This is a genomic window from Solidesulfovibrio sp. (assembly GCF_029978005.1).
Lineage (GTDB): Bacteria > Desulfobacterota > Desulfovibrionia > Desulfovibrionales > Desulfovibrionaceae > Solidesulfovibrio.
This window is the reverse complement of record NZ_JARKOZ010000022.1, coordinates 1-19,733: the sequence shown is the minus strand read 5'-3', so window position 1 is coordinate 19,733 and position 19,733 is coordinate 1. Positions and strand designations below refer to the sequence as shown.

At 69.9% G+C, this 19,733-nt stretch carries 18 protein-coding genes; 11 read left to right on the top strand and 7 right to left on the bottom strand.

The genetic code is table 11. The annotated features are described in order from the left end of the window. Positions 1-95: 95 nt before the first annotated feature. The gene (locus Q1K70_RS02485; protein ID WP_300155290.1) at positions 96-1,391 is read right to left on the bottom strand and encodes a radical SAM protein; all 1,296 of its coding nucleotides are present in this window, start codon (positions 1,389-1,391) and stop codon (positions 96-98) included. Between the two features lie 133 nt (positions 1,392-1,524). Further along, positions 1,525-1,950, bottom strand: a complete 426-nt coding sequence (locus Q1K70_RS02480) for a C-GCAxxG-C-C family protein (protein WP_300155287.1) — start codon at positions 1,948-1,950, stop codon at positions 1,525-1,527. 160 nt (positions 1,951-2,110) lie between these two features. Between Q1K70_RS02480 and Q1K70_RS02475 the strand changes: the two genes are divergently transcribed. After that, positions 2,111-3,001 (top strand): LysR family transcriptional regulator, encoded by an 891-nt coding sequence (locus tag Q1K70_RS02475; protein ID WP_300155284.1) that lies wholly within the window; start codon positions 2,111-2,113, stop codon positions 2,999-3,001. A gap of 107 nt (positions 3,002-3,108) precedes the next feature. On the opposite strand, the gene rpsI is transcribed toward Q1K70_RS02475, so the two are convergent. Then, entirely contained in the window at positions 3,109-3,501 is a 393-nt protein-coding gene (gene rpsI / locus Q1K70_RS02470) for a 30S ribosomal protein S9 (protein ID WP_300155281.1), read from the bottom strand. A 22-nt stretch (positions 3,502-3,523) separates the two neighbouring features. Further along, complete coding sequence (gene rplM, locus Q1K70_RS02465; RefSeq protein WP_300155278.1) at positions 3,524-3,952, bottom strand: 50S ribosomal protein L13; 429 nt, start codon at positions 3,950-3,952, stop codon at positions 3,524-3,526. A 228-nt stretch (positions 3,953-4,180) separates the two neighbouring features. Here rplM and Q1K70_RS02460 point away from each other — a divergent pair, with 228 nt between their 5' ends. Both Q1K70_RS02460 and Q1K70_RS02455 read left to right on the top strand, forming a co-directional pair. Beyond that, a complete protein-coding gene (locus Q1K70_RS02460) occupies positions 4,181-5,437 on the top strand; it encodes an HD domain-containing protein (protein ID WP_300155275.1) in 1,257 nt (418 codons plus the stop codon). Further along, positions 5,437-8,550 carry a glycosyltransferase family 39 protein gene (locus Q1K70_RS02455; protein WP_300155273.1) on the top strand — a complete coding sequence of 1,038 codons (3,114 nt, stop codon included), beginning with the start codon at positions 5,437-5,439 and terminating at the stop codon, positions 8,548-8,550. The genes Q1K70_RS02460 and Q1K70_RS02455 overlap by 1 nt, the downstream gene beginning before the upstream one ends. A 7-nt stretch (positions 8,551-8,557) precedes the next feature. Here Q1K70_RS02455 and Q1K70_RS02450 read toward each other — a convergent pair whose 3' ends face one another. Together Q1K70_RS02450 and Q1K70_RS02445 are read right to left on the bottom strand one after the other, a co-directional pair. Next, positions 8,558-8,869, bottom strand: coding sequence for a DUF3861 family protein (locus Q1K70_RS02450; protein WP_300155270.1), 312 nt, complete (start codon positions 8,867-8,869; stop codon positions 8,558-8,560). A 34-nt stretch (positions 8,870-8,903) separates the two neighbouring features. Continuing rightward, positions 8,904-9,446: a MarR family transcriptional regulator gene (locus Q1K70_RS02445; RefSeq protein ID WP_300155268.1), complete on the bottom strand. Its 543-nt coding sequence runs from the start codon at positions 9,444-9,446 to the stop codon at positions 8,904-8,906. A 77-nt stretch (positions 9,447-9,523) separates the two neighbouring features. On the opposite strand from Q1K70_RS02445, the gene Q1K70_RS02440 reads away from it, so the two are divergent. The 5 genes from Q1K70_RS02440 to Q1K70_RS02420 all read left to right on the top strand — a co-directional run bounded on the left by Q1K70_RS02440 (position 9,524) and on the right by Q1K70_RS02420 (position 14,331). After that, the gene (locus tag Q1K70_RS02440) at positions 9,524-9,904 is read left to right on the top strand and encodes a hypothetical protein (protein WP_300155264.1); all 381 of its coding nucleotides are present in this window, start codon (positions 9,524-9,526) and stop codon (positions 9,902-9,904) included. A 396-nt stretch (positions 9,905-10,300) separates the two neighbouring features. After that, complete coding sequence (locus Q1K70_RS02435) at positions 10,301-11,440, top strand: double-cubane-cluster-containing anaerobic reductase (RefSeq protein ID WP_300155260.1); 1,140 nt, start codon at positions 10,301-10,303, stop codon at positions 11,438-11,440. Positions 11,441-11,458: 18 nt separating this feature from the next. Beyond that, positions 11,459-12,559 carry an ABC transporter substrate-binding protein gene (locus Q1K70_RS02430; RefSeq protein ID WP_300155257.1) on the top strand — a complete coding sequence of 367 codons (1,101 nt, stop codon included), beginning with the start codon at positions 11,459-11,461 and terminating at the stop codon, positions 12,557-12,559. A gap of 171 nt (positions 12,560-12,730) precedes the next feature. After that, positions 12,731-13,567 (top strand): ABC transporter permease, encoded by an 837-nt coding sequence (locus Q1K70_RS02425; RefSeq protein WP_300155254.1) that lies wholly within the window; start codon positions 12,731-12,733, stop codon positions 13,565-13,567. Then, positions 13,546-14,331, top strand: coding sequence for an ABC transporter ATP-binding protein (locus Q1K70_RS02420; RefSeq protein WP_300155251.1), 786 nt, complete (start codon positions 13,546-13,548; stop codon positions 14,329-14,331). The genes Q1K70_RS02425 and Q1K70_RS02420 overlap by 22 nt, the downstream gene beginning before the upstream one ends. A gap of 5 nt (positions 14,332-14,336) precedes the next feature. Here Q1K70_RS02420 and Q1K70_RS02415 read toward each other — a convergent pair whose 3' ends face one another. Then, positions 14,337-15,263, bottom strand: coding sequence for an AraC family transcriptional regulator (locus Q1K70_RS02415; RefSeq protein ID WP_300155248.1), 927 nt, complete (start codon positions 15,261-15,263; stop codon positions 14,337-14,339). 340 nt (positions 15,264-15,603) lie between these two features. On the opposite strand from Q1K70_RS02415, the gene Q1K70_RS02410 reads away from it, so the two are divergent. From Q1K70_RS02410 to Q1K70_RS02400, 3 genes are all read left to right on the top strand, one after another. Next, positions 15,604-16,230 (top strand): (2Fe-2S)-binding protein, encoded by a 627-nt coding sequence (locus tag Q1K70_RS02410; protein WP_300155245.1) that lies wholly within the window; start codon positions 15,604-15,606, stop codon positions 16,228-16,230. A 4-nt stretch (positions 16,231-16,234) separates the two neighbouring features. Beyond that, on the top strand, positions 16,235-18,739 hold the full coding sequence (locus Q1K70_RS02405; protein WP_300155242.1) for a xanthine dehydrogenase family protein: 2,505 nt from the start codon (positions 16,235-16,237) through the stop codon (positions 18,737-18,739). 143 nt (positions 18,740-18,882) lie between these two features. Beyond that, positions 18,883-19,733: xanthine dehydrogenase family protein subunit M (locus tag Q1K70_RS02400; protein ID WP_300155239.1), on the top strand; the 851-nt coding region annotated here is incomplete at its 3' end.

Below are 19,733 nucleotides of genomic sequence, written 5' to 3'. Positions count from 1 at the left end.
AACGCCCCGGCACGTTCTCCCGTGCCGGGGCGTTTTTGCCTCGGCGATCCGGGGCCCATTTCGTTTCTTGTCCGAATTCTCTCGAGAAAACGCGCTCAGGCCGACGCCGGCGGCGCTTCGACCACGGGGTTGAAGTAGCCGAAGCGCAGCCAGGGGCAGGCCTTGCGCAGGCGCTTGCGGAAGTTTTTGAGCCCCATGGAGGCATGGCGCGCCGGATTGGCCAGCGCGCCGCTTTTTTTGGCCACGGCGAGGTAGAGTTCCGGGTCGAGGTTGAGGTTTCGCAGCTGCACGAAATCCACCCGGTGCTCGGTGATGAGGTCCGTGAGCGCGGCCAGTTCCGCCTCGGTGTCCGAAACGCCCGGGAAGAAGAGGAAGTTGAGCGAGATGAAGAGGCCCGAAGCCCGGGCCCGGGCCAGGCTTCGGCCCACGTCGGCGAAGGAGTAGCCCTGGGGGCGGTAGTAGGCCTCGTAGAGCGCGGCGTCGGCGCTCGACAGGCTCGCCCGGATGGAGGTGCCGCCGGCGGCGGCGAAGGCCTCCACGGCGTCGGGCAGGCTGGCGTTGGTGTTGATGTTGACCGTGCCCCGGCCGCCGTTTTTGCGGAACCGGGCCACGGCCTCGGCGATGACCCGGATCTCGGTCAGCGGCTCGCCCTCGCAGCCCTGGCCGAAGGAGAAGACCGGCCGGGGTTCGCGGCGGCCGTGTTCGGCCATGACCTCCACGATCTCCTGGGCCGTGGGCCGAAAGGCGATGCGGCTCTGGGTGGAGGGGAAGCCCGAGGACGGGTCCTGCAGCGACAGGCAGCCCACACAGCGGGCGTTGCAGGCCCGCGAGGTGGGCAGCGGCGCTTCGAACCGCCCCAGGGCCAGATTGCGCGCCGCCGGGCAGCACGAGGTCAGGGCGCAGCCGCAGAGGTGCTCGATGAGGTGGTTTTTCGGGTATTTGGTCCGCAGGGCCCGCGCGCCCTTGACGATGCGGTCTTTTGAGATGCCGGTGAAGACCTGCCGCCTGTCCTCGTCCACCCGGGCGGCGGCCACCACGAACCGGTCCCCGGAAAAGCCCACCGCGCCGTAGGCGAAAAGGGGCAGCACCGGCGCGCCGGGGTTGGCCGCGTAGGCGGCCGTGGCCGAGAGCGTGTGCCCGGGGCAGACGAAGGCGGCCACGGCCCGGTCCTCGAGGCGCTCGATCTCCCCGGACTCGGGGTCGAAGCCCAGGGCGTCGCGGCCGGGCAGCAGAAAGAGTTCGCTTTCCGGCGGCAGGGGGATGATCTCGTCCGGGCGCGGCGGCTCCAGCCGGTCGCCCCGGCGCACGAGCATTTCCAGCTCCGGGTGGTCGTAGATGTTGCCGTCGTCGTCGGCGAAGACGAGCTTGGGTTGCGGTTTGTGTTCAGCCATGCGTCCCCCCGAAGGCGCGGAAACCCGGGCGGCCGCCTGTCGGACAGGGGCTCGCCCGGGGAACGTGTGATGTGGTTCTTCCTTTACGGGGTGTCCGCTCCCAAGGGAAGGGGAAGCCGACCGTCCCGGCCCGCTACGTTCTGTCCGAAACCTCGCTGACCAGGTCGTACAGCAGGCCGGCGGCCTCGGCCATCAGGCGCTTGCAGGCCGACCAATCTTCCTGCTCGCCGAAGACTTCGAGGAGTTCCCGGCAGCGGCTCGCGCCATGGAGCGCGACGAACCGCCTGCGGAATTCCGCGGCCGCCTCGTAGGCCGTTTCGGCCGAGTCCCCGGCCGTGTCCCGGCCATAGGCCAGGCCGAGCGCCATGGTCCCTCCGGCCAGAGCGCCACAAAGCTCCTCCTGGCAGCGTCCCAGGCCGCCCCCGAAGCAGGTGGCGATGCGGCTCGGCGTTCCGTTCGACTGGATGCCCAGGCAGTCGATGCCGGCGCGCAGGAGCGTCTCGGCGCAGTTCAATCCCTTGGTCTCAAAAGCATACCGTTCTGTTTCCTGACGTGTCATGGCAAGCTCCTTCCGGTCTCGTCCCGTTGCGGCGTTTCGCGCCTGATCCCTGACGATTTTGACCAAATGTTTCGATCTGATTATTCTATTTATACCCAGGTGAAATCGCGTCCAATGATTCTTTGTTATCGAAACGATCGGTCCGACCGAAGGGTGCCCTATGGAACTGCGCGACCTCAAAACGTTCGTGACCGTGGCCTCCCTGCTCAATTTCAACCAGGCCGGGAAAACGCTCCACGCGGCCCAGTCCACGGTGTCGGTGCGCGTGCAGGCGCTGGAGGTCGAACTCGGGGTGCGGCTCTTCGACCGGCTCGGACGCCGCGTCGTGCTGACCGAGGCCGGAGAACGGCTTTTGGAGTACGGGCGCAAGCTCCTGGACCTGGAGGAGGAGGCCCGGGCCTGGGTGTCGGGCGAGGGCTTGGTCCGCGGCGCGCTGACCGTGCGGATTCCGGAGTCGCTTTGCACCTGGCGGCTGCCCGGGGTGCTCTGCCGCTTTCGCCGGCGCTGCCCCGACGTCCGTCTGCGGATTATCCCCTGCGCCTTCGACGGACTGACCGAGGATCTACGACGGGGCGTGACCGATCTGGCCTTTGTCCTGGCCGCCGACATGCCGCATCGGGACATGCGGGCCGATTTTCTCGGCAGTGAACCGCTGGTGGTGGTGGCCGCGCCGGGCTGCCCGCTGGCCGGGCTGCCGACGGTCGGCCCCGCAGCCCTCGAAGGCATGCCCCTGGTCTTCGCTTCCTCGGACTGCAGTTACCGCCGGTTGTTCGAAAGCCTTTTGACCGAGGCCGGCTGCCAGCCTTCGGTCGTCCTGGAGTGCGGTTCCGTGGAGGCTGTCAGGCGCTATGTCATGGCCGGACTCGGCGTCACGATCGTTCCGGAGATCGCGGTCCGGGCCGAGGCCTCTGCCGGCCGTCTCGTCGTCCTGCCCTGGGAAGAGCCACTCGAGACCGGCGTGCTCATGGTCTGGCACAAGGACAAGTGGCTGAGCCCGGCCCTTGCCGGGTTCATGGAGACGTGCCGAGACGGGCTGATGGAAGCGGATTGAGCGCGGCGCAGGGAAAGCCGCTTCGAGAGGGCCTGGGGGTTGCCGACGACAAAAGGCGGGACCGCGCCAGCGGTCCCGCCTTGACAACTTCGGAGTCGCCGCGCGGCTTAGCGCTTCGAGTACTGGAACCGGGCGCGGGCGCCGCGCTGGCCGTACTTCTTGCGTTCCTTCTCGCGGGAGTCGCGGGTGAGCAGGCCGGCTTTTTTCAGCACGCCGCGCAGCTCGGGGTCCAGGGAGCAAAGGGCCCGGGAGATGCCGTGGCGCACGGCCTCGGCCTGGCCGGTCATGCCGCCGCCGGCGACGTTGACCTTCACGTCCACCCGGCCGTCGAGCTTGGCCAGCACGAGGGCCTGGCGCACGATGGCGAGCAAGGTGGGACGGGGAAAATATTCCTCGAAGGGACGGTCGTTGACCAGGATGCGGCCGTTGCCCTTGTACAGGCGGGTGCGGGCCACGGCGGACTTGCGGCGTCCGGTGCCGTAGTAGAATTCGTCGCTCATCGTATAGTCTCCGCGTGCCGGGTTACACGTCGAGGGTTTCGGGCTTCTGGGCCTCGTGGGGATGGGCCTCGCCGGCATAGACCTTGAGCTTTTTCAGCATGGCCCGGCCGAGGCGGTTTTTCGGCAGCATGCCGCGCACCGCCTTGCGGATGACTTCCTCGGGCTTCTTGGCCAGCATATCGCGCAGGGAGGTTTCCTTGAGGCCGCCGATCCACCCGGAATGACGATAATATTTCTTCTGGTCCAGCTTGCGGCCGGTGGTGAGCACCTTGGCGGCGTTGACCACGACGATGAAGTCGCCGGTGTCCAGGTGGGGGCAAAACTCCACCTTGTGCTTGCCGCGCAGGCGCACGGCCACGGCCGTGGCCAGGCGGCCCAGGATCTTGTCCGAGGCGTCCACCACGAACCAGTTGCGGGTAATATCTTTGGGCGTCGGGCTAAACGTTTTCATGACGGCTCCTCTGAGTTGCTCGAAAGACGAATCGTGTAAGCGGCGGGAGGGGGATTGTCAATACTTTTTTCCGGCGGCCTGGGCCGTGCGCCGCCGGGCAGCGCCCGCAGACGCCGAGTCGGGCTATGCCCGCGAGCGGCGCCCGCGTCAAGCCGCCGCCCTCGGGAAGCTTGCCCCCGGCCGCCCGGCGGGCTAGGTTGCCGGGCAAGCCTATTTTCTGGAGCATTCATGGTCAGCGTGCGTAAAAGCCTTCTGCAACTGCTCTTCGCCGGTTCCTTCATGAAGCGCTGGAACGACAAGCACCGTTCCATGGACCTCGTGGAGGTGGACAAGCAGGCCCACAAGATGATGGTGGCCTGGATGCTCTACGAGCGCAACAGCGCCCACCTGAGCCGGCCCGAAAAGCTGGCCCTGGGCCTGGAGATCGTCGAGGGCGGGCTGTTCGAATACCTCTACCGGCTGGTCATCACCGACATCAAGCCGCCGGTCTTCTACAAGATAAAGGCCAATCCCGACCATTACCGGCAGCTCACCGCCTGGGTCCTGGGGCAGCTCGAGCCGCGCGTGCGCGAGCTCGGCGACGACCTCTGGGAGCGGCTGAGCGCCTACCTGGCCGTGCCCGAATCCGACGCCCCGGCCCGGCGCATCCTCGACGCCGCCCACCTCTACGCCAGCGGCTGGGAGTATTCGCTCATCAAACGCGACAACCCCTGGGACGACGAGCTGCTCGACATCGAATCCTCCTTCACCGGCGGCCTGGCCCGGTTTTCCGACCTGTCCGGCGTGCCGGACCTGGCCGCCGGGCTCTTCGCCGGCAAGAAGACGGCCCTTGGGCACTTCGCCCGGCTCGTGGGCCAGCTGCGCTTCCAGACCCGCTGGTCCCAGACCCCGCGCATCCCGGAAACGTCCGTGCTCGGGCACATGTTCCTGGTCGCCGCCTACGCCTACTTCTTCAGCCTGGCCGTGGACGCCTGCCCGGCCCGGCGGCTCAACAACTTCTTCGCCGGTCTGGTCCACGACATGCCGGAGCTGCTCACCCGGGACATCATCTCCCCGGTCAAGCAGTCCGTGGCGCCGCTTGGCGGCATGATCAAGGAATACGAACAGGCGGAGCTCGAGCGGCGGGTCTTTTCCGTGCTGCGCACGGGCGGCTGCGCCGACCTGGCCGACCGGCTCGGCTACCTCCTCGGCATGGACGTGGGCTCGGAATTCCACGAGTCCGTGCGCGAGAGGGACGGCGTGCGGCGGGTGAGCCCGGACGAGCTCCACGACAGCTGCAACACCGACGCCCTGGATCCCAAGGACGGCGCGCTCCTCAAGGTCTGCGACAGCCTGGCCGCCTTCATCGAGGCCTACACCGCCCTGCGAAACGGCATCACCTCCGACCAGCTCCAGCAGGCGGTCTGGCGGTTGCGCAACAAGTACGTCGCCACCGTGCTGTTCGGCCGGGTGCACGTGGGGGCGCTTCTGGCGGACTTCGACTGATGGCGCGTCCCGCCTGGCCCCGTCTCGGCCTGGCCGTGGCCATCGTCCTGCTCGCGGCCGCCGTCGGCGTCACCCGGTTGTGGCGGTGCGACGCCCCGTCCCTGTGGGAGGACGACTACCTCAACCTCGACCGGGCCACCATGCCCCTGGCCGACATGTTCGCCGTGCAGCAATGGCAAGGGCCGGCGGACACCATCTTCGACTTCCAGCCGCCGCTCATCTACGCCCTCCAGCACCTCTGCCTGGCCGTGGACGAGAGCTCCCTGGCCGCGCGCGTTCCGAGCCTGGTCGCCGGCATGCTGCTGCCGCTTTTCGTCTGGCTCCTCGGCCGACGGCTCTTCGGTGCGCCCGCCGCCTGGGCCGCCTGCCTGCTGTCCGTGTTTCTCGTCTTTCCCATCAACTACGCCCAGTCCATCAAGTTCTACGCGCTCTTCCTGACGCTTGCCACGGCCTCCATGTGGCTGCTGGTCCGGGCCGTGGCCGAGGGCGACCGCCTCTCCTGGGCCTGCTACGCCCTGGCCGCCGCGCTCATGGGCTACGCCGGCTACCAGGGCCTGCCCACCCTGGCCGTCCAGGGCGTGTACGCCGCGGGGACCATCCTGTGGTCCGGCCGGGGCGGGGGATGGGCTGTCCGGCTTCGCCGGCTGCGACCGGCGGTCCTGGCCTTTTGCGGCGTGGCCCTGGCCCTGGCGCCGTGGCTGCCGGCGGCCTTTTTCCTCCAGGCGTTCCTGCGCGATCCGGCCGTCGATCCCTGGGCCGGTCTGGGACCGGGATTCGTGGCGAAGATCGTCGCGGAGTTCATCGCGCCGGACCCGGATCTGGCCAGGGGTTGGGTCGTGCTGTGGCTGGCGGCCTGCTGCCTCGGCGTGGCGGCCGCCCTGCGCGAGCGTCGCTACGGAGCGGTGGGACTTTTATCGCTTTGGCTCGGCGTCATGGCCGTGGTGCTCGTCGGGTCGCGCAGCCATCTGCGCGGGATGCTCAGCACCCGGCATTTCGTGCTGGTCTTTCCGGTGCTCATGCTGCTGGCCGGGCGGGGCGCGGTCGCCCTTGGCGCGGCGGCCGGACGGCTCCTTGGGGACCGGCGCGCCGGGAAAGCCTGCCTTCCGGCCGTGGCCGGCCTGGCCTGCCTGGCGCTGGCCTGGCCGAGCCTGGCCGCCTATCCCGCCTACTATTCCCGGATCATGAGCCTCGACCGCGAGTTCTTCCAGTGGCTTGACGAAACCGGCGGCGGCGGGGACGCCCTGGAGTTTCACGGCTACAAGCGCAACACCCGCCGCTTCGCCGCCCGCTGGCACCTGCCCGGCCGCTTCGCCGAAGCCGGAAGCTTCGACGGGCCGGGCTACCGCCGCATCGTGCACATCGACAGCGTGTACACGAACGCCGCCGCGACGCGGCCGCGCCAGCCCGGATTGCCGCTTACGGAGTTCGACGCGCTTTTCACCACCACCCGCGTGAGCCTGGCCCCGGCGGCGAACCGCGCCCCCCTGGTCGTCGATCCCGGCCCGGACGGCGTCTACCGCTTCGCCGACGATTTCCGGGGACCCCGCTTCTACGAGGAAGCCTACCGGGCCGGGAACATGACCCTCGACCAGGAGCTCGGCCTTCTGCGGCCGGCGCGCTATTCCCGGCCGGCCCAGGCGACCTGGGCCTTCGAGGCCGCCCCGGGCCAGGAGGCGTCGGACATCCGCCTGACCGTGGCCGCCGCCCTGTACAAGCAGCACCCGGCCAGGCCAGCCGACTCCACCCTGACCGTGGAAGCCAGTTTCGACGGCCGGGACTGGACGCCGCTCGGCGTCATCGGCCAGGAGGCCTTTCCGGTTGTGGATGGCCAGCCCGTGACCGCGCGGCGGGGCTTTTTCGAGGAGATCGACTTCTACCACAGTCGCTGCCGCGAGACCCGGCGCAGCTACGTCGTACCCGGCAAGCTCGCGGGCGGGCAGCGGCTCTATGTCCGGGTGACCTATGCGCCCGGCCAGGTGGAGGGCTTCCTGAACCTGGCCGGCATCGAGCTGACCGCGGCCGTGCGCCGCGAAGGCACGGCCGCTCCCGGGGATACGCCCCTGGCCAGGCAGGCGGCCCACCTGCTGGCCAATGTCCGGGCCGCGCCCTGGCGGGAGGCGCACGACGCCCGGGACGTCGGGCTTTTCGCCTTTGCCGCGCCCGGCCAGGCCGCCCTGGCCGACCTGGGGCTTCCGGTCGGCACGCCCGGCGAGGGCGAGCGCTTCCTCGCCCGGCATCCCGGGCTCGCGCCGGCGAGCGTCCTTTACGACCGGGAGGGCGGCGAAGCGCTTTTCCTCTACGACACGACCCTGGCCGAGGGCGGAGCGCGGCTGTCCGCCGCCTTCCCCGAGCGGCGGCTGCGCGGCCTGGCGGATTTCGGCGACGGCCCGGCCTCCCTGCGCCTGACCGGGAACATCGTCATGCCCACCCTGCGCCTGGGCGACCGGACGCTTTCCGTGCCGGTCATCGCCCCGCGCGGCAGCGTCCTGACCCTCACCCCGGGCGGCGCGGGCCGGCTTTACTTCGTCCCGGACTGGACCGATCCGGCGCGCTTTACCGAGGCCATGACCCACGCCGAGGAGCTGGCCCCGTCCCGGCGGCTCCGGGGGGAACTCGTCTGCCGGGGGGATGGGGGCTGCGCCTTCACCTACACCTTCGTCTCGGCCCTGCCGGTGCGGGAGCTGCGCCTCAAGACCTTTCCGCAAGTCTACGCCAACCCCTGCCGCAAATGCCCGGAAAACGCGGCCCGGGTCTTCGCCTCCATCGACCAGGGCAAGTCCTGGCGGCCCCTGGTTGCGGAAACGGGCGGCGAGGAATGCTCCTGGACGCCGCCGGGCCGCTACGTGACCAGGCGGCTGCGGTTCGACGAACCCGTGACGTCGCTCTTGCTGTCCTTTCGTATGGAGCGGGGGGAGCAGGCCGGGTTCCTCTCGCCGTCGTGGAACGTGGACGGCATGTACCTGGAGGCCGACCTGGACGCCAGGGCGCTGCCGCCCCTGCGGCTGGCCGGAGGGGACCTGAACGCATCCCTGGCCGAGCCCGGGGAGAACGACTTCACGTTGACGCTGCGTCCCGGCCCTTGGCCCCTGTCCGGGCGCACGGCCGCGCGGTGATTTCTCTTCAGGCAGAACGCGCGGTGTTTGAAGACTGAAACGAGCCCGCCCTGAGCTCTGTCCGCCACGCGCCCTTGAGGGCCCGCATGAACGCGCCGAACTGGGGGAGGAAATCCTTGTAAAGCGGATTATCCCGGTCCTCCAGCAACACCCCGCCCAGGAGCTTCGCTCCCAGGAGCAGGCGCAAGGCGCGCGGATCGTCCGCGACCACCGTGCCGGCCAGGGCCATGAGGTCGTCGTGGCTGGACGCCTCGCAGGCAAGCCGCCGCCGTTCCCCTTGCGCCTCTTCCACCGTGATGTCGTAGCGGTGCATCGCCATCGCTGTCTCCTTTCCGTGGCTGTTTTACGCCGTTTCATTCCCCGTCGTCATGGCGACCATGCCGTCCGGAACCGCCCCGGCGTCCGCGACCGCCGCCCGGGCGGCGTCCCGGGCCGGGTCCGCGTCCGTGGGGGCCGTCGTCAACCTCCCGCAAGGGCGCGACGAGCTTTTCGAGAAGCGCCCGCAACTGCCGCCGTTCCTGCCCATCCAGCACGCCGAAGAGAACCTCGGCGCTTTGACGCATGGCCCCGTCCGGGCTTTCGCGCTCGCCGTCGCCTGCGGCCGTGACGACGAAGCCGCGCCGGTCCTCGGGATTGCGTTCGCGCACGACGCGGCCGGCCTTCTCCAGCTTGGCCAGCAGTTCGCTCAGCGACGAGGAACGCACGTCGAGCCGCTCCAGCAGTTCCGCCTGGCTCATGCCGCCGTGGCGGCGCACCAGGGCCAGCACATGCTCCTGCGCCTGGCGGCCCTGGTCGCGGCCGTGGTGGAACCGGGCCATGCGCCGGGCGACCCGGCGCAAGAGCATGGCCAGCTCCAGGCTGTCCACGGCATCCGGGGCGTCGTTTTGCGCGCTCATTGGCCGCCCAGCGCCTCCGCGCCGCGCCGGCCGGCCAGACGCCGGCCCTTGCCGCAGGACAGGTCGTCCAGGGGGCAGTGCTTGTCGCACAGGGGACAGCGCGCGACGCCCGCGACCTGGGCCGGGGCGAGGCCAGCGGCCCTGTCGGGCTCCTGTCCCCGCTGCGGCCGCTGCCCGGCCTGGGTCCCGGTTCCACGCCAGCCGTGGAACCGGCCGTGGCCGCGCCTGCCGTAGCCACTCTGCCCGCCGTGCCGGCCCTGGCCGCAGTGGCTGCCGTGGCTTCTCTGCCCGTCGCGCCCACCGGGTTCGCGCTGCCCGCCATGACCGCCGCGTTCGCCGTTTTCAGCGCCGTCGCCGTGGCCGCCGCGCAAGCCGCGCCGCGGGCCGCCCCTTTCCCCTTCGCCGTGGCCGCCCAGGCGGCCATGCATGCCGTGTCCAAACATCTTCATGCTCCTTGATGGATTGTTTTAGGAAGGTACCTTCACTTTCCCGGAAGAGATAATCCTCCCTGTCCGGGGCGTCAAGATACGAAGGCACCTTCTTTTTTTACCCCCCAGGAGCACGCGAAGAAAGCCGGGGAACGCACGGGAACTCCGTGAGCCGCCGCCAACTTCCCGGACCGGCCGGCCCGAGGTCCGCGAGGCCCTCCTCCTCGGCGGTCCCTTTCCGACCCGGATGGCAATTTCCGATGCCAATGCCATCCATCGATTGGAACTATCAATTTTACAGATATGAAATCGCATCATAGGATAAAATCGTTTCATCCCGTGGGGATATGCCTCACCAGGCATAAGCCGCCCTTCCGGCGCGACCCGCCGCGGCTTTCCGACACCCGACAGTCTCCCGGAGGCAGCATGCGCCCAGCCATCATGGAACGCTTCGACGGCCTGGCCGACCGGTTCCTGGCGGACATCGAACCCCGCAAGGACGCCGGGACGCTGGTCGTCGGCATCTACTGCACCTACGCGCCGGTGGAGCTGGTGCGCGCCGCCGGGGCCATACCGGTCGGGCTTTGCGGCAAGAAGCAGGCCCCTATCCCGGCGGCCGAGCAGACGCTGCCGGCCAACCTCTGTCCGCTGATCAAATCGAGCTACGGCTACGCCGTCACCGGGACCTGCCCCTACTTCGCCGCCTCGGACCTGCTGGTGGGCGAGACCACCTGCGACGGCAAGAAGAAGATGTACGAGCACCTGGGGCGCATAAAGCCCCTGCACCTCATGCACCTGCCGGCGGCGGTCGGTCCAGCCCAGGACGCCTACTGGCTGGGCGAGGTGCGCCGTTTCAAGGATTTTCTGGAAAAGGCCACGGGAAACGTCGTCACGGACGAAGCCCTGGCCGAGGAGATACGCGGTCAAAACGAAGTGCGCCGCCTGCTCTCCCGGGTGCTCTCCACCTCCCGGGGGCCGTGCGTGCCCCTAAGCGGCCTGGACATGCTCTACGTCACCGAGGCCAAGGGCTTCACGGCCGACCCGCTCGCCTATGCCGGGGTGCTGCGCGAGCTGCTGGCCGACCTCGAGGCCAGGATCGCCGCCGGCGAGTCCTGCGTGCCCCGGGACGCCAAGCGCATCCTGCTGACGGGCTGCCCCACCGGGCGCGGCTCGGAGAAGCTTTTGCGCCTCATCGAGAAAAGCGGGGGCGTGGTCGTGGCCGCCGAGAACTGCTCGGGAGTCAAGAGCTTCGACGGGCTGGTGGAAGAAACGGGCGATCCCCTGGCCGCCATCGCCCGGCGCTACCTGCGCATCCCCTGCTCGGTCATGACCCCCAACACCGGCCGCCTGGCCCTCCTCGACCGGCTGACGGCCGCAATGCGGCCCCACGGCCTGGTCGACCTCACCTGGCAGTGCTGCCACACCTACAACGTGGAAGCCCCGGTGGCGGCGGCGCATATGCGGGAAAGACACGGCCTGCCCACGCTGCACATCGAGACGGACTACGCCGACGCCGACACCGAGCAGTTGCGCACGCGGGTCGAAGCCTTTCTGGAACTGCTCTAACCCGAACAAGGAGACACCATGCGCGCCTTCCTCCTGGCCCTGACCCTGGTCCTCGCCGCCGCCCTCCCCGCCCTGGCGGCAGAGACCCTGCCGGAACTCAAGGTCAGCTACGTCTTCACCACCCACCACACCCCGCTCATGGTCGCCGCCCTGCGCGGCGAGGCCTTCAAGTCCCTGGGCAACGGGGCCTACCTCAAGACAGTGGCCCCCAAGGAGCGCTACGAGCTCATGCTCGGCGACAAGCCCGTGGCCATGCTCGACCTCGTGGTGGCCAAAAGCGGCGCGGAGACGGCGGCCCTTTTCGCCCAGAACCACGTGGACCTGGCCATGGCCTCGGTGACGGCCATCATGGCCGGCGTGGACAAGGGCACGGCCATGAAGGTGGTGGCCCCGCTGCAGACCGAGGGCATGGCCCTGGTGGCGCCCAAGGATTCGGACCTGACCGACTTCGATTCCCTCGTGGCCAAGGCCAAGGCCGCGCCCGAGCCCATCAAGATCGGCTACCACTCGCCCACCTCCGCGCCCAAGATCGTCTTCGAGGGTGCGCTCAGGCAGGCCGGCGTCGCCGTGACGGAAAACCCGAACGACGCCGCGGCCAAGGTGCTCCTGGTGGACCTCAAGGAAACCACCAACATGATTCCGGCGCTGACGGCCAAGCAGGTCGACGCCGTGGTCGGGCCCTCGCCCTTTCCGGAGATGGCCGTGGCCAAAGGCGTGGGCCGGGTGGTCGCCGACCTGCGCGACCTGCCCCCGGCCGGGGCCTGGCGCGACTACCCCTGCTGCGTGACCGTGGCCGGGGGCAAATGCATCGCCGAGCACCCCGCCGCGGTCCAGGCCTTCGTGGACCTGGTGGTCGCCGCCAACAAGTGGTGCGACGAGCACAAGAGCGAGGCCGGGGCCCTCACGGCCGAGTGGATCGGCATGCCGCCCGAGGCCGGCAAGGCCGCGTCGCTCTCCTTCCTCACGAGCTTTTCCGACTCCTGGATGCGCAACACCGGCAACTACCTCGCCGTGCTCGACGGCATGCAGAAGTTCACGGGCCAGCTCAAGGGCAAGTCCATGGACGACGTCAAACCCTTGCTCTTCGACATGCGCTTCATCGAGAAGGCCAAGCCCTGACCCGGGCCTCGCCGTCGTGACATCCCCCGGCCCGGGGCGTCCGGGCCGTTTTCCACGCCGCGCGGGGGCCAAGGCGCAGCCCGGCCCCCGGCGGCACAGCCGTCGCCCGCCTCCGGCCGCGCCCGCGCGCGCCGTCCGGAGGGAACGCGGGCGGCAAGGGCGGCGCGAGAGGTGAAGCAGGCGATCCCCGGCTTTCTGGCCCGGCTGGCGGTGCCGGCCCTTTTTCTCGTCCTTTGGGAGTACCTGGCCCGGCGCACCGGCAATCCGATCATCCTGCCGCGCCTCGGCGAGGTGGCGGACATCCTGCTCGCGCCAGGGGCCGACCTCATTTCCATGGGTTCCCTGGCCCGCAACGTGGCCGTGAGCCTCGTGCGGGTGTGCATCGGCTACGCCGCGGCCGTGGCCCTGGCCGTGCCCCTGGGCCTGGCCATGGGGCACTACGGCGGGATCAACAGGCTGCTTGGGCCCTTTCTCAGCCTCTTTCGCCCCATTCCGCCCCTGGCCTGGGTGCCGCTGGTGCTGGCCTGGTTCGGCGTGGCCAGTCTGGCCAGCCTGGCCGGGGTCCAGCGCGGCCCGGCCTACATCTACCTCAACAACTTCAAGCTCTCCATGATCGCCATCATCTTCCTCGGCGGCTTCTATCCGGTGCTGGCCAGCACCATTCACGGCGTGCGCACCGTGCGCGGCACGCTCGTCGACGCGGCCCGGGTGCTCGGGGCGCGGCCCTGGGGCATCTTCTGGAAGATCCTTTTGCCCGCGGCCGCGCCGTCGGTCGTCAACGGTATGCGCATCGGCCTGGGCGTCTCCTGGATGTGCCTGGTCTCGGCCGAGATGCTGCCGGGAAGCCTCTCCGGCGTGGGCTACCTCATCACACACGCCTACACCATGGCCAGGACCGACGTGGTCATGGCCGGCATGATCTCCATCGGCCTGGTGGGCGCGGTGCTCGACGCCGGCTTCCGGCTGCTCGAAAAAAGGAAGTTCGCATGGAAGCGGCTGGACAGATGACGTCCGGGGCGGCCCTTCGCATCGAGGGCCTGGGCAAGGGATTTTCCCTGTCCGGCCGGCGTATCGAGGTCCTTAACGACGTGGACCTCGAGGTGGGGCACAACGAATTCGTCTGCGTGGTCGGTCCGTCGGGCTGCGGCAAGTCCACCATGCTGCGCATCGCCGCCGGGCTGGAGACGGCCTGCGCCGGCCGGGTCGTCATCCACGGCCGGCACATGCGCGCCCCAAGGCCCGAGGTGGGCATGGTGTTCCAGGAATATTCGCTGCTGCCCTGGCGCACGGTGCTCGAAAACGTCGCCCTGGGCCCGGAATTCGCCGGCCTGGGCAGGGGCGGCCGCCTGGAGCGCGCCCGCGAGCACCTGCGCCTCGTCGGGCTGGAGGAGTTCGCCGCCGCCATGCCCCACGAGCTCTCCGGCGGCATGCGCCAGCGCGTGGCCATCGCCCGGGCGCTGTGCAACCGGCCGCAGGCCCTGCTCATGGACGAGCCTTTCGGGGCGCTGGACGCCTACACCCGCATCCTGCTGCAAAAGGAGCTGCTCAAGGTCTGGCAGCGGCGGCGCACGACCATCGTGTTCGTCACCCATTCCGTGGACGAGGCGGTCTGGCTGGGGGACCGGGTGGTGGTCATGTCCGCCCGGCCGGGCCGGGTGCTGGCCGACCTGCCCGTGGCGCTTCCCCGGCCGCGCGGCCGGGCCGACCCGGCCTTCGTGGCCCTGGTCGCCCGGGTCCTGGAGATGCTCGAAGGCGAGGCTTCGCTGACCTGAAGGGCCTATTCCGCCAGTTGCAGGTGCCGCAGCTTCGCCGCCTCCTCGCTCGGGCTCGCGCCGAAGAAGCGCTTGAACTCGCGGCTGAACTGGGACGTGCTGGCGTAGCCCACGGCGGCCGAGGCGGCCTTGGCCGAATGGCCGGCCTTGGCCATGAGCAGCCGGGCTTTGTGGAGTCGGATGCTCTTGATGTACTGGATGGGCGTGCTCGAGGTCACGGTCTTGAAGTGCTGGAAGAAGGCCGACACGCTCATGCCGGCCGTGCCGGCCAGGCCCTCCACGTCCAGGGGGCTGGCGTAGTCGGCGTGGATGCGCTGGAGCGCGCGGGCGATGTGCCCGAAGTTGCCCCCGACCCCGGCCAGGGCCCGCAGCGAGATGCCCTGGTCGCTCTGAAGCACCCGGTAGAGGATTTCGCGCACCAGCTGGCGCCCGAGGATATGGCTGTCCTGCCGGGAGCCCAGGCAGGTCAGCAGTCGCAGGGCGGCGTCGTGGAGCTCGTGGGGCAGCCGGCTCGAACACACGGCGCTCACCGGCGGGATGCCCTGCTCGGTCGGGTGCATGTCCATCATGAGTTCGCTTAGGCCCACCGTGTCCACGGCGACCTTGAGCGCCAGGAAGGGGTCGCGCGGCGTGGCCAGCGCGATCTCGCACTCGAAGGGGATGGGCACCGACAGCACCAGGTAGTGGTCGCGGTCGTAGATGTGCACCGCGTTGCCCACGTAGCCGATCTTGCGGCCCTGGGCCACGATGACCACGCTCGGCGTGTAGACCACCGGCCGACGGGGCTGGGAATGGCTCGCCCGCATGACGAACACGCCCGGGACCCGCGTCTCCGAGACGCCCTCCTGGGGAGCCAGGTCCGCGATCATCTCCGCCATCCGCCGGTCTTCGGGTTCGTACCCGCGCGCTTCCAGACTTGCCGCGTTCGCCATGTCGTCCTCCGCCCTGCGGTCCGTTCTTCGCCGCCTGGCCAATGATGGGGCCTGTGTGCATGAAACCGGAGAAATAGGCAACCCCACCAGAAAAACGGCGGCGCACGCGGACTCGCCTCCGGCGGCAGCTCCCACCATAACTAGGCCTACCGTCAAACAATCCGTCCCACGGGCCACTCGGCCAAACGTCTCCTGGAGAATCCGGCACATCTTCAGGAGAATCCGGCTTCCCCGCCCGTCGAAAAATCGCGTAAACAACTGCAAGCGTGACCGGGCCGTCCCGGCCCCGCCCCGTGGAAACCGCAACGCCTGGCGCGCCAGGCCCACAAGGCGAACCGCCATGCCAGAACACGATCCCGAAACCCTCCGGCCAAGCGGCATGACCCGGCGGCAGTTCATCAAGAGCGTCATCGCCGCCGGCGTCGTCACCTGCTCCGGGGCGCTCTTCTCCGGCCCGGCCGGGGCCGCTCCTGCCGGCCCTCCAGGCGCGGTGGAGCGGCTCATCACCCTGGACGTCAACGGCCAGCAGCGCCGGGTGGACGTGCTGCCCCACGAGACCCTGGCCCAGACGCTGCGCTACAAATTGGGCCTGACCAGCGTGAAGATCGGCTGCGACCGGGCCGAATGCGGCTCCTGCACCGTGCTCGTCGACGACGTGCCCCGCTACTCCTGCTCCACGCTGACCCACAGCGTGCGGGGCGCCAAGATCCTCACCGTCGAGGGGCTGACGCGCCCCGACGGCGGCCTGCACCCCTTGCAGCAGGGCGTGCTCGACGCCCAGGGCTTCCAGTGCGGCTACTGCGCCCCGGGATTCCTCATGGCCACCCTGGGCTTTCTCAAGACCAATCCCGACCCGACCCGGGCGGAGCTGGCCCACGGCGTCTCGGGCAACCTGTGCCGCTGCCAGGACTACGACAAGATCCTCACCGCGCTCCAAAACGGAGCCGCCTCCATGAGGAAGGCCTAACACCATGCCGCAACACGACGCGCCATTCACCCCCAGGCTCACCGGCCACGACTACGTGACGCCCGACCTGCGGGCCAAGCTCACGGGCACGGCCCGTTTCTCCGAGGACTTCCGGATCGAGGGCATGCTCGCTTGCAAGCTCCTGACCAGCCCCATGCCCCACGCCAAGGTGGCGCGGCTGGACACGAGCGCCGCCCTGGCCGTGCCCGGCGTGCGGGCCATCCTCACCGCCGAGGACCTGCCCGCCCCGGCCGACACCGTCACGGACACCGGCTCGGTGATCCGGGCCAACAAATGGGCCGAGCCGGCGCTCACCATGGAGCCCCTCTACGCCGGCGAGCCCGTGCTGGCTGTGGCCGCCGCAACCGAGGCCGCCGCGGCCGAGGCCATCGCCAAGATCGACATCGCCTTTTCCCCCCTGCCCTTCGTGATCGATCCCCTGGACAGCCTGCGCCCGGGCGGGCCCGCCGCCCGGGGCGACGGCAACGTCTGGCTCCAGCCGCCGGCCGGGCCCGACGGCGCGCCGGCCATGGCGCAAGTGGGCCGGCTCTCCTGGACCGAGGCGGACTTCGCCGCGGCCGGGCCGCATCGCCTGCCGCTCGGCAAGCCGTCCCGGGAATGGGCCTACGGCGACCTCGAGGCCGGTTTCGCCAAGGCCGCCCTGGTCCTCGACGAGACCTTCGTGACGCCGAACGTCAGCCACCAGACCCTGGAGACCCGCTCCACCCTGGCCTACTGGCAAAACGGCAAGGTCTTCATCCACACCGGCACGCAAAGCACCATGCAGACCGTGCCGGCCATCTCCCGCTGGCTCGGCATCCCGCCGGAGCGGATCGTCTTCATCAGCGAATTCACGGGAGGCGGCTTCGGCAGCAAGGGCACGGCCGGCATATCGCTCGTCATCCCGGCGCTTCTGGCCAAGAAGGCCAACGCCCCGGTCATGATGCGCGTCGGCCGCGAGCTCGAGCAGGCCATCGGCCGGGCCAGGCCGAGCTGCATCGGCCGCCTGCGGGCCGGCTTCGCCGCCGACGGGCGGCTTTTGGCCCTGGACATGTACGTGCTCCAGGACAACGGGCCCTACGAGGAGAACAACGACGCCGCCATGTCCGGGCGCATCGTGTCCCTGCTCTACCAGCCCCAGGCCATGCGCTGGCGGGGGCTGGCCGTTTTGACCAACACCCCGACCCGCATGTACCAGACCGGCCCGGGCGGCGTGCAGGGCGTGATGCTCATGGACCGGGTGCTGGCCAAGGCGGCCCGGGAGCTCAAGCTCGACCAGGTGGCCATCCGCCGCGTCAACGCCCCGGCCGGCAAGGCCCCCTACGACGCCGCAGGAGCCGGCGGCAAACGGCCCCACGCCACCAGCGCCTTCGTCAAGGAAGCCCTGGACCAGGGCGCGGCGGCCTTCGGCTGGCAGGCGCGCCAGGCGCTTCCCCGGGATCTGGGGGACGGCAGGCGCCGGGGGCTCGGCGTGGGGCTCGGCAGCTTCGTGGCCGGCACCATCGGCTTCGACGGGCTCTTCGTCATCACGCCCGAGGGGCGACTGCGCATCCACTGCGGCATCGGCAACCTGGGCACGGAATCGTTCTCCGACGTGCAGCGGGTGCTGGCCGACGCCATGGACGTGCCTTGGGAGGCCTGCGAGATCGTCTGGGGAGACACCGGCAAGCACCTGCCCTGGAGCTGCGTCTCCGGCGGCAGCCAGACCATCCACGCCATGTCCCGGGCCGCCCTGGCGGCAAGCCTCGACGCGAAGAAGAAGCTCAAGGAGATCGCCGCGCAAACCCTGGGCGGCGCACCCGAGGACTACGCGGTCGCCGGCGGCCGGGTGTCCCGCGCCTCGGACGGCCGGGGCCTCGACTTCGGCGAGGCGGCGCGCCGGGCCATGGCCCTCGGCGGCGCCTACGACGGCCACGAAATCTCGGCCGGCCTCCACGCCCTGACCAAGGCCTCGGCGCAAGCCCTGGCCGGACAGGGCCTGCTCGCCGTGGCCAAGGACACCTTTCCCCGCGACGGCCAGAGCTTCTCCTACGTGGCGACCTTCGCCGAGGTGGAGGTGGACACGGCCACGGGCATGTACCGCGTGGTCGACTTCCACGCCGCGGCCGACTCGGGCGTGGTGGTCCATCCCCGGGCCTTCGGCGGCCAGGTGGTCGGCCGGTCCATGCTCGGCCTCGGCCACGTCACCGGCCAGCGCTGGGTCTTCGACCGGCATTACGGCATGCCGCTGGGGAGCCGCTTCTACCAGACCAAGCCGCCGACCATCCTCGAACTGCCGCAAAAAACAGGCTGGTCCTCGGTGGGCATCCCGGACCCGGAAACGCCCATCGGCGCGCGCGGCATCGGCGAGCCGCCCACGGGCGCGGCCGCCGCAGCCCTGCTCAACGCCCTGTCCGACGCCCTGGGCGACGACCGCTTCCGGCGCGCCCCCATCCTGCCGGACATGATCCTGGCCTCCCTCGAACCCGACGCCAGGCCCAGGGACCACGGGCTTTCAGCCAACGTCTAGCGTGGCGTTCCATAAAAATATGGCAATATTTTATGGAAATATAGTTGGTTGAAATTATCGTTCTCGAAATTCGCATGCGCGGATTTCGAGAGCGCGACACTGGAAACGACGCCGCCGGGACAGCCGGCGGCGGGAGAACGACCATGGCGACCGTACGCGACAGCATGCAGCCCTTCGCCCTCTACCAGCCGGCGACCGTGGAGGACGCCCTGGACCTGGCCCGACGCCTCGGAGCCGGAGCCTGGCTCCTGGCCGGCGGCCTCGACAGCCTGGAACGGTTCAAGGACGGCGTCAAAAGGCCCGAGGCGGTCATCGACCTGTCCCGCATCGACGCCCTGCGCGGCGTGCGCGAGGACGGCGGCGACCTCGTCGTCGGGCCCATGACAACCCTGACCGAGGTGGCCCGCCATCCGCGCATCCGCGAGCGCTTCGGCCTGCTGGCCCTGGCCGCCGGCGAGGTGGCCTCGCCGCAGATCCGCAACCAGGGCACCCTCGGCGGCAACATCGCCCAGGACGCGCGCTGCTGGTACTACCGGGCCGGCTGGTCCTGCTACCGGGCCGGCGGCAACATCTGCTACGCCGACACCCCGGAGGGCATGAACCGGGAGCACGCCATCCTCGGGGCCAGCCGCTGCGTGGCCGTGTCGCCGTCCGACACCGCCCCGGCCCTGGTGGCCCTGGAGGCCCGGCTGGTGGTCCATAACGCCTCGGGCAAGCGGGAGATGGCGGCCGAGGACTTCTTCATCGGCCCGGATACGGACGTCACGCGCCTGACGACCCTTCGCCCCGGCGACCTGCTGACCGAGATCCGCCTGCCCGCGGCCTGGGCCGGGGCGACGTTTTATTTCGAGAAGGTCCGGGACAGGCCGGTGTGGGATTTCGCGCTGGCCAACATCGCGGCCGCCCTGCGCCTTTCCGGGGGCCGCGTGGAACGGGCCCGGCTGGCGCTTGGGGCCGTGGCCGCCCGGCCCTGGCGGCCGCGCGCCGCCGAAGC

Coding starts and splice junctions, on each gene's coding strand:
- Q1K70_RS02445 (WP_300155268.1), bottom strand. CDS start 9,446: ATGAGCGCGCAAAACGACGCCCCGGATGCCGTGGACAGCCTGGAGCTG.
- Q1K70_RS02415 (WP_300155248.1), bottom strand. CDS start 15,263: ATGGCGAACGCGGCAAGTCTGGAAGCGCGCGGGTACGAACCCGAAGAC.
- Q1K70_RS02475 (WP_300155284.1), top strand. CDS start 2,111: ATGGAACTGCGCGACCTCAAAACGTTCGTGACCGTGGCCTCCCTGCTC.
- Q1K70_RS02450 (WP_300155270.1), bottom strand. CDS start 8,869: ATGGCGATGCACCGCTACGACATCACGGTGGAAGAGGCGCAAGGGGAA.
- Q1K70_RS02420 (WP_300155251.1), top strand. CDS start 13,546: ATGGAAGCGGCTGGACAGATGACGTCCGGGGCGGCCCTTCGCATCGAG.
- Q1K70_RS02410 (WP_300155245.1), top strand. CDS start 15,604: ATGCCAGAACACGATCCCGAAACCCTCCGGCCAAGCGGCATGACCCGG.
- Q1K70_RS02430 (WP_300155257.1), top strand. CDS start 11,459: ATGCGCGCCTTCCTCCTGGCCCTGACCCTGGTCCTCGCCGCCGCCCTC.
- rpsI (WP_300155281.1), bottom strand. CDS start 3,501: ATGAGCGACGAATTCTACTACGGCACCGGACGCCGCAAGTCCGCCGTG.
- Q1K70_RS02455 (WP_300155273.1), top strand. CDS start 5,437: ATGGCGCGTCCCGCCTGGCCCCGTCTCGGCCTGGCCGTGGCCATCGTC.
- Q1K70_RS02405 (WP_300155242.1), top strand. CDS start 16,235: ATGCCGCAACACGACGCGCCATTCACCCCCAGGCTCACCGGCCACGAC.
- Q1K70_RS02480 (WP_300155287.1), bottom strand. CDS start 1,950: ATGACACGTCAGGAAACAGAACGGTATGCTTTTGAGACCAAGGGATTG.
- rplM (WP_300155278.1), bottom strand. CDS start 3,952: ATGAAAACGTTTAGCCCGACGCCCAAAGATATTACCCGCAACTGGTTC.
- Q1K70_RS02460 (WP_300155275.1), top strand. CDS start 4,181: ATGGTCAGCGTGCGTAAAAGCCTTCTGCAACTGCTCTTCGCCGGTTCC.
- Q1K70_RS02485 (WP_300155290.1), bottom strand. CDS start 1,391: ATGGCTGAACACAAACCGCAACCCAAGCTCGTCTTCGCCGACGACGAC.
- Q1K70_RS02435 (WP_300155260.1), top strand. CDS start 10,301: ATGCGCCCAGCCATCATGGAACGCTTCGACGGCCTGGCCGACCGGTTC.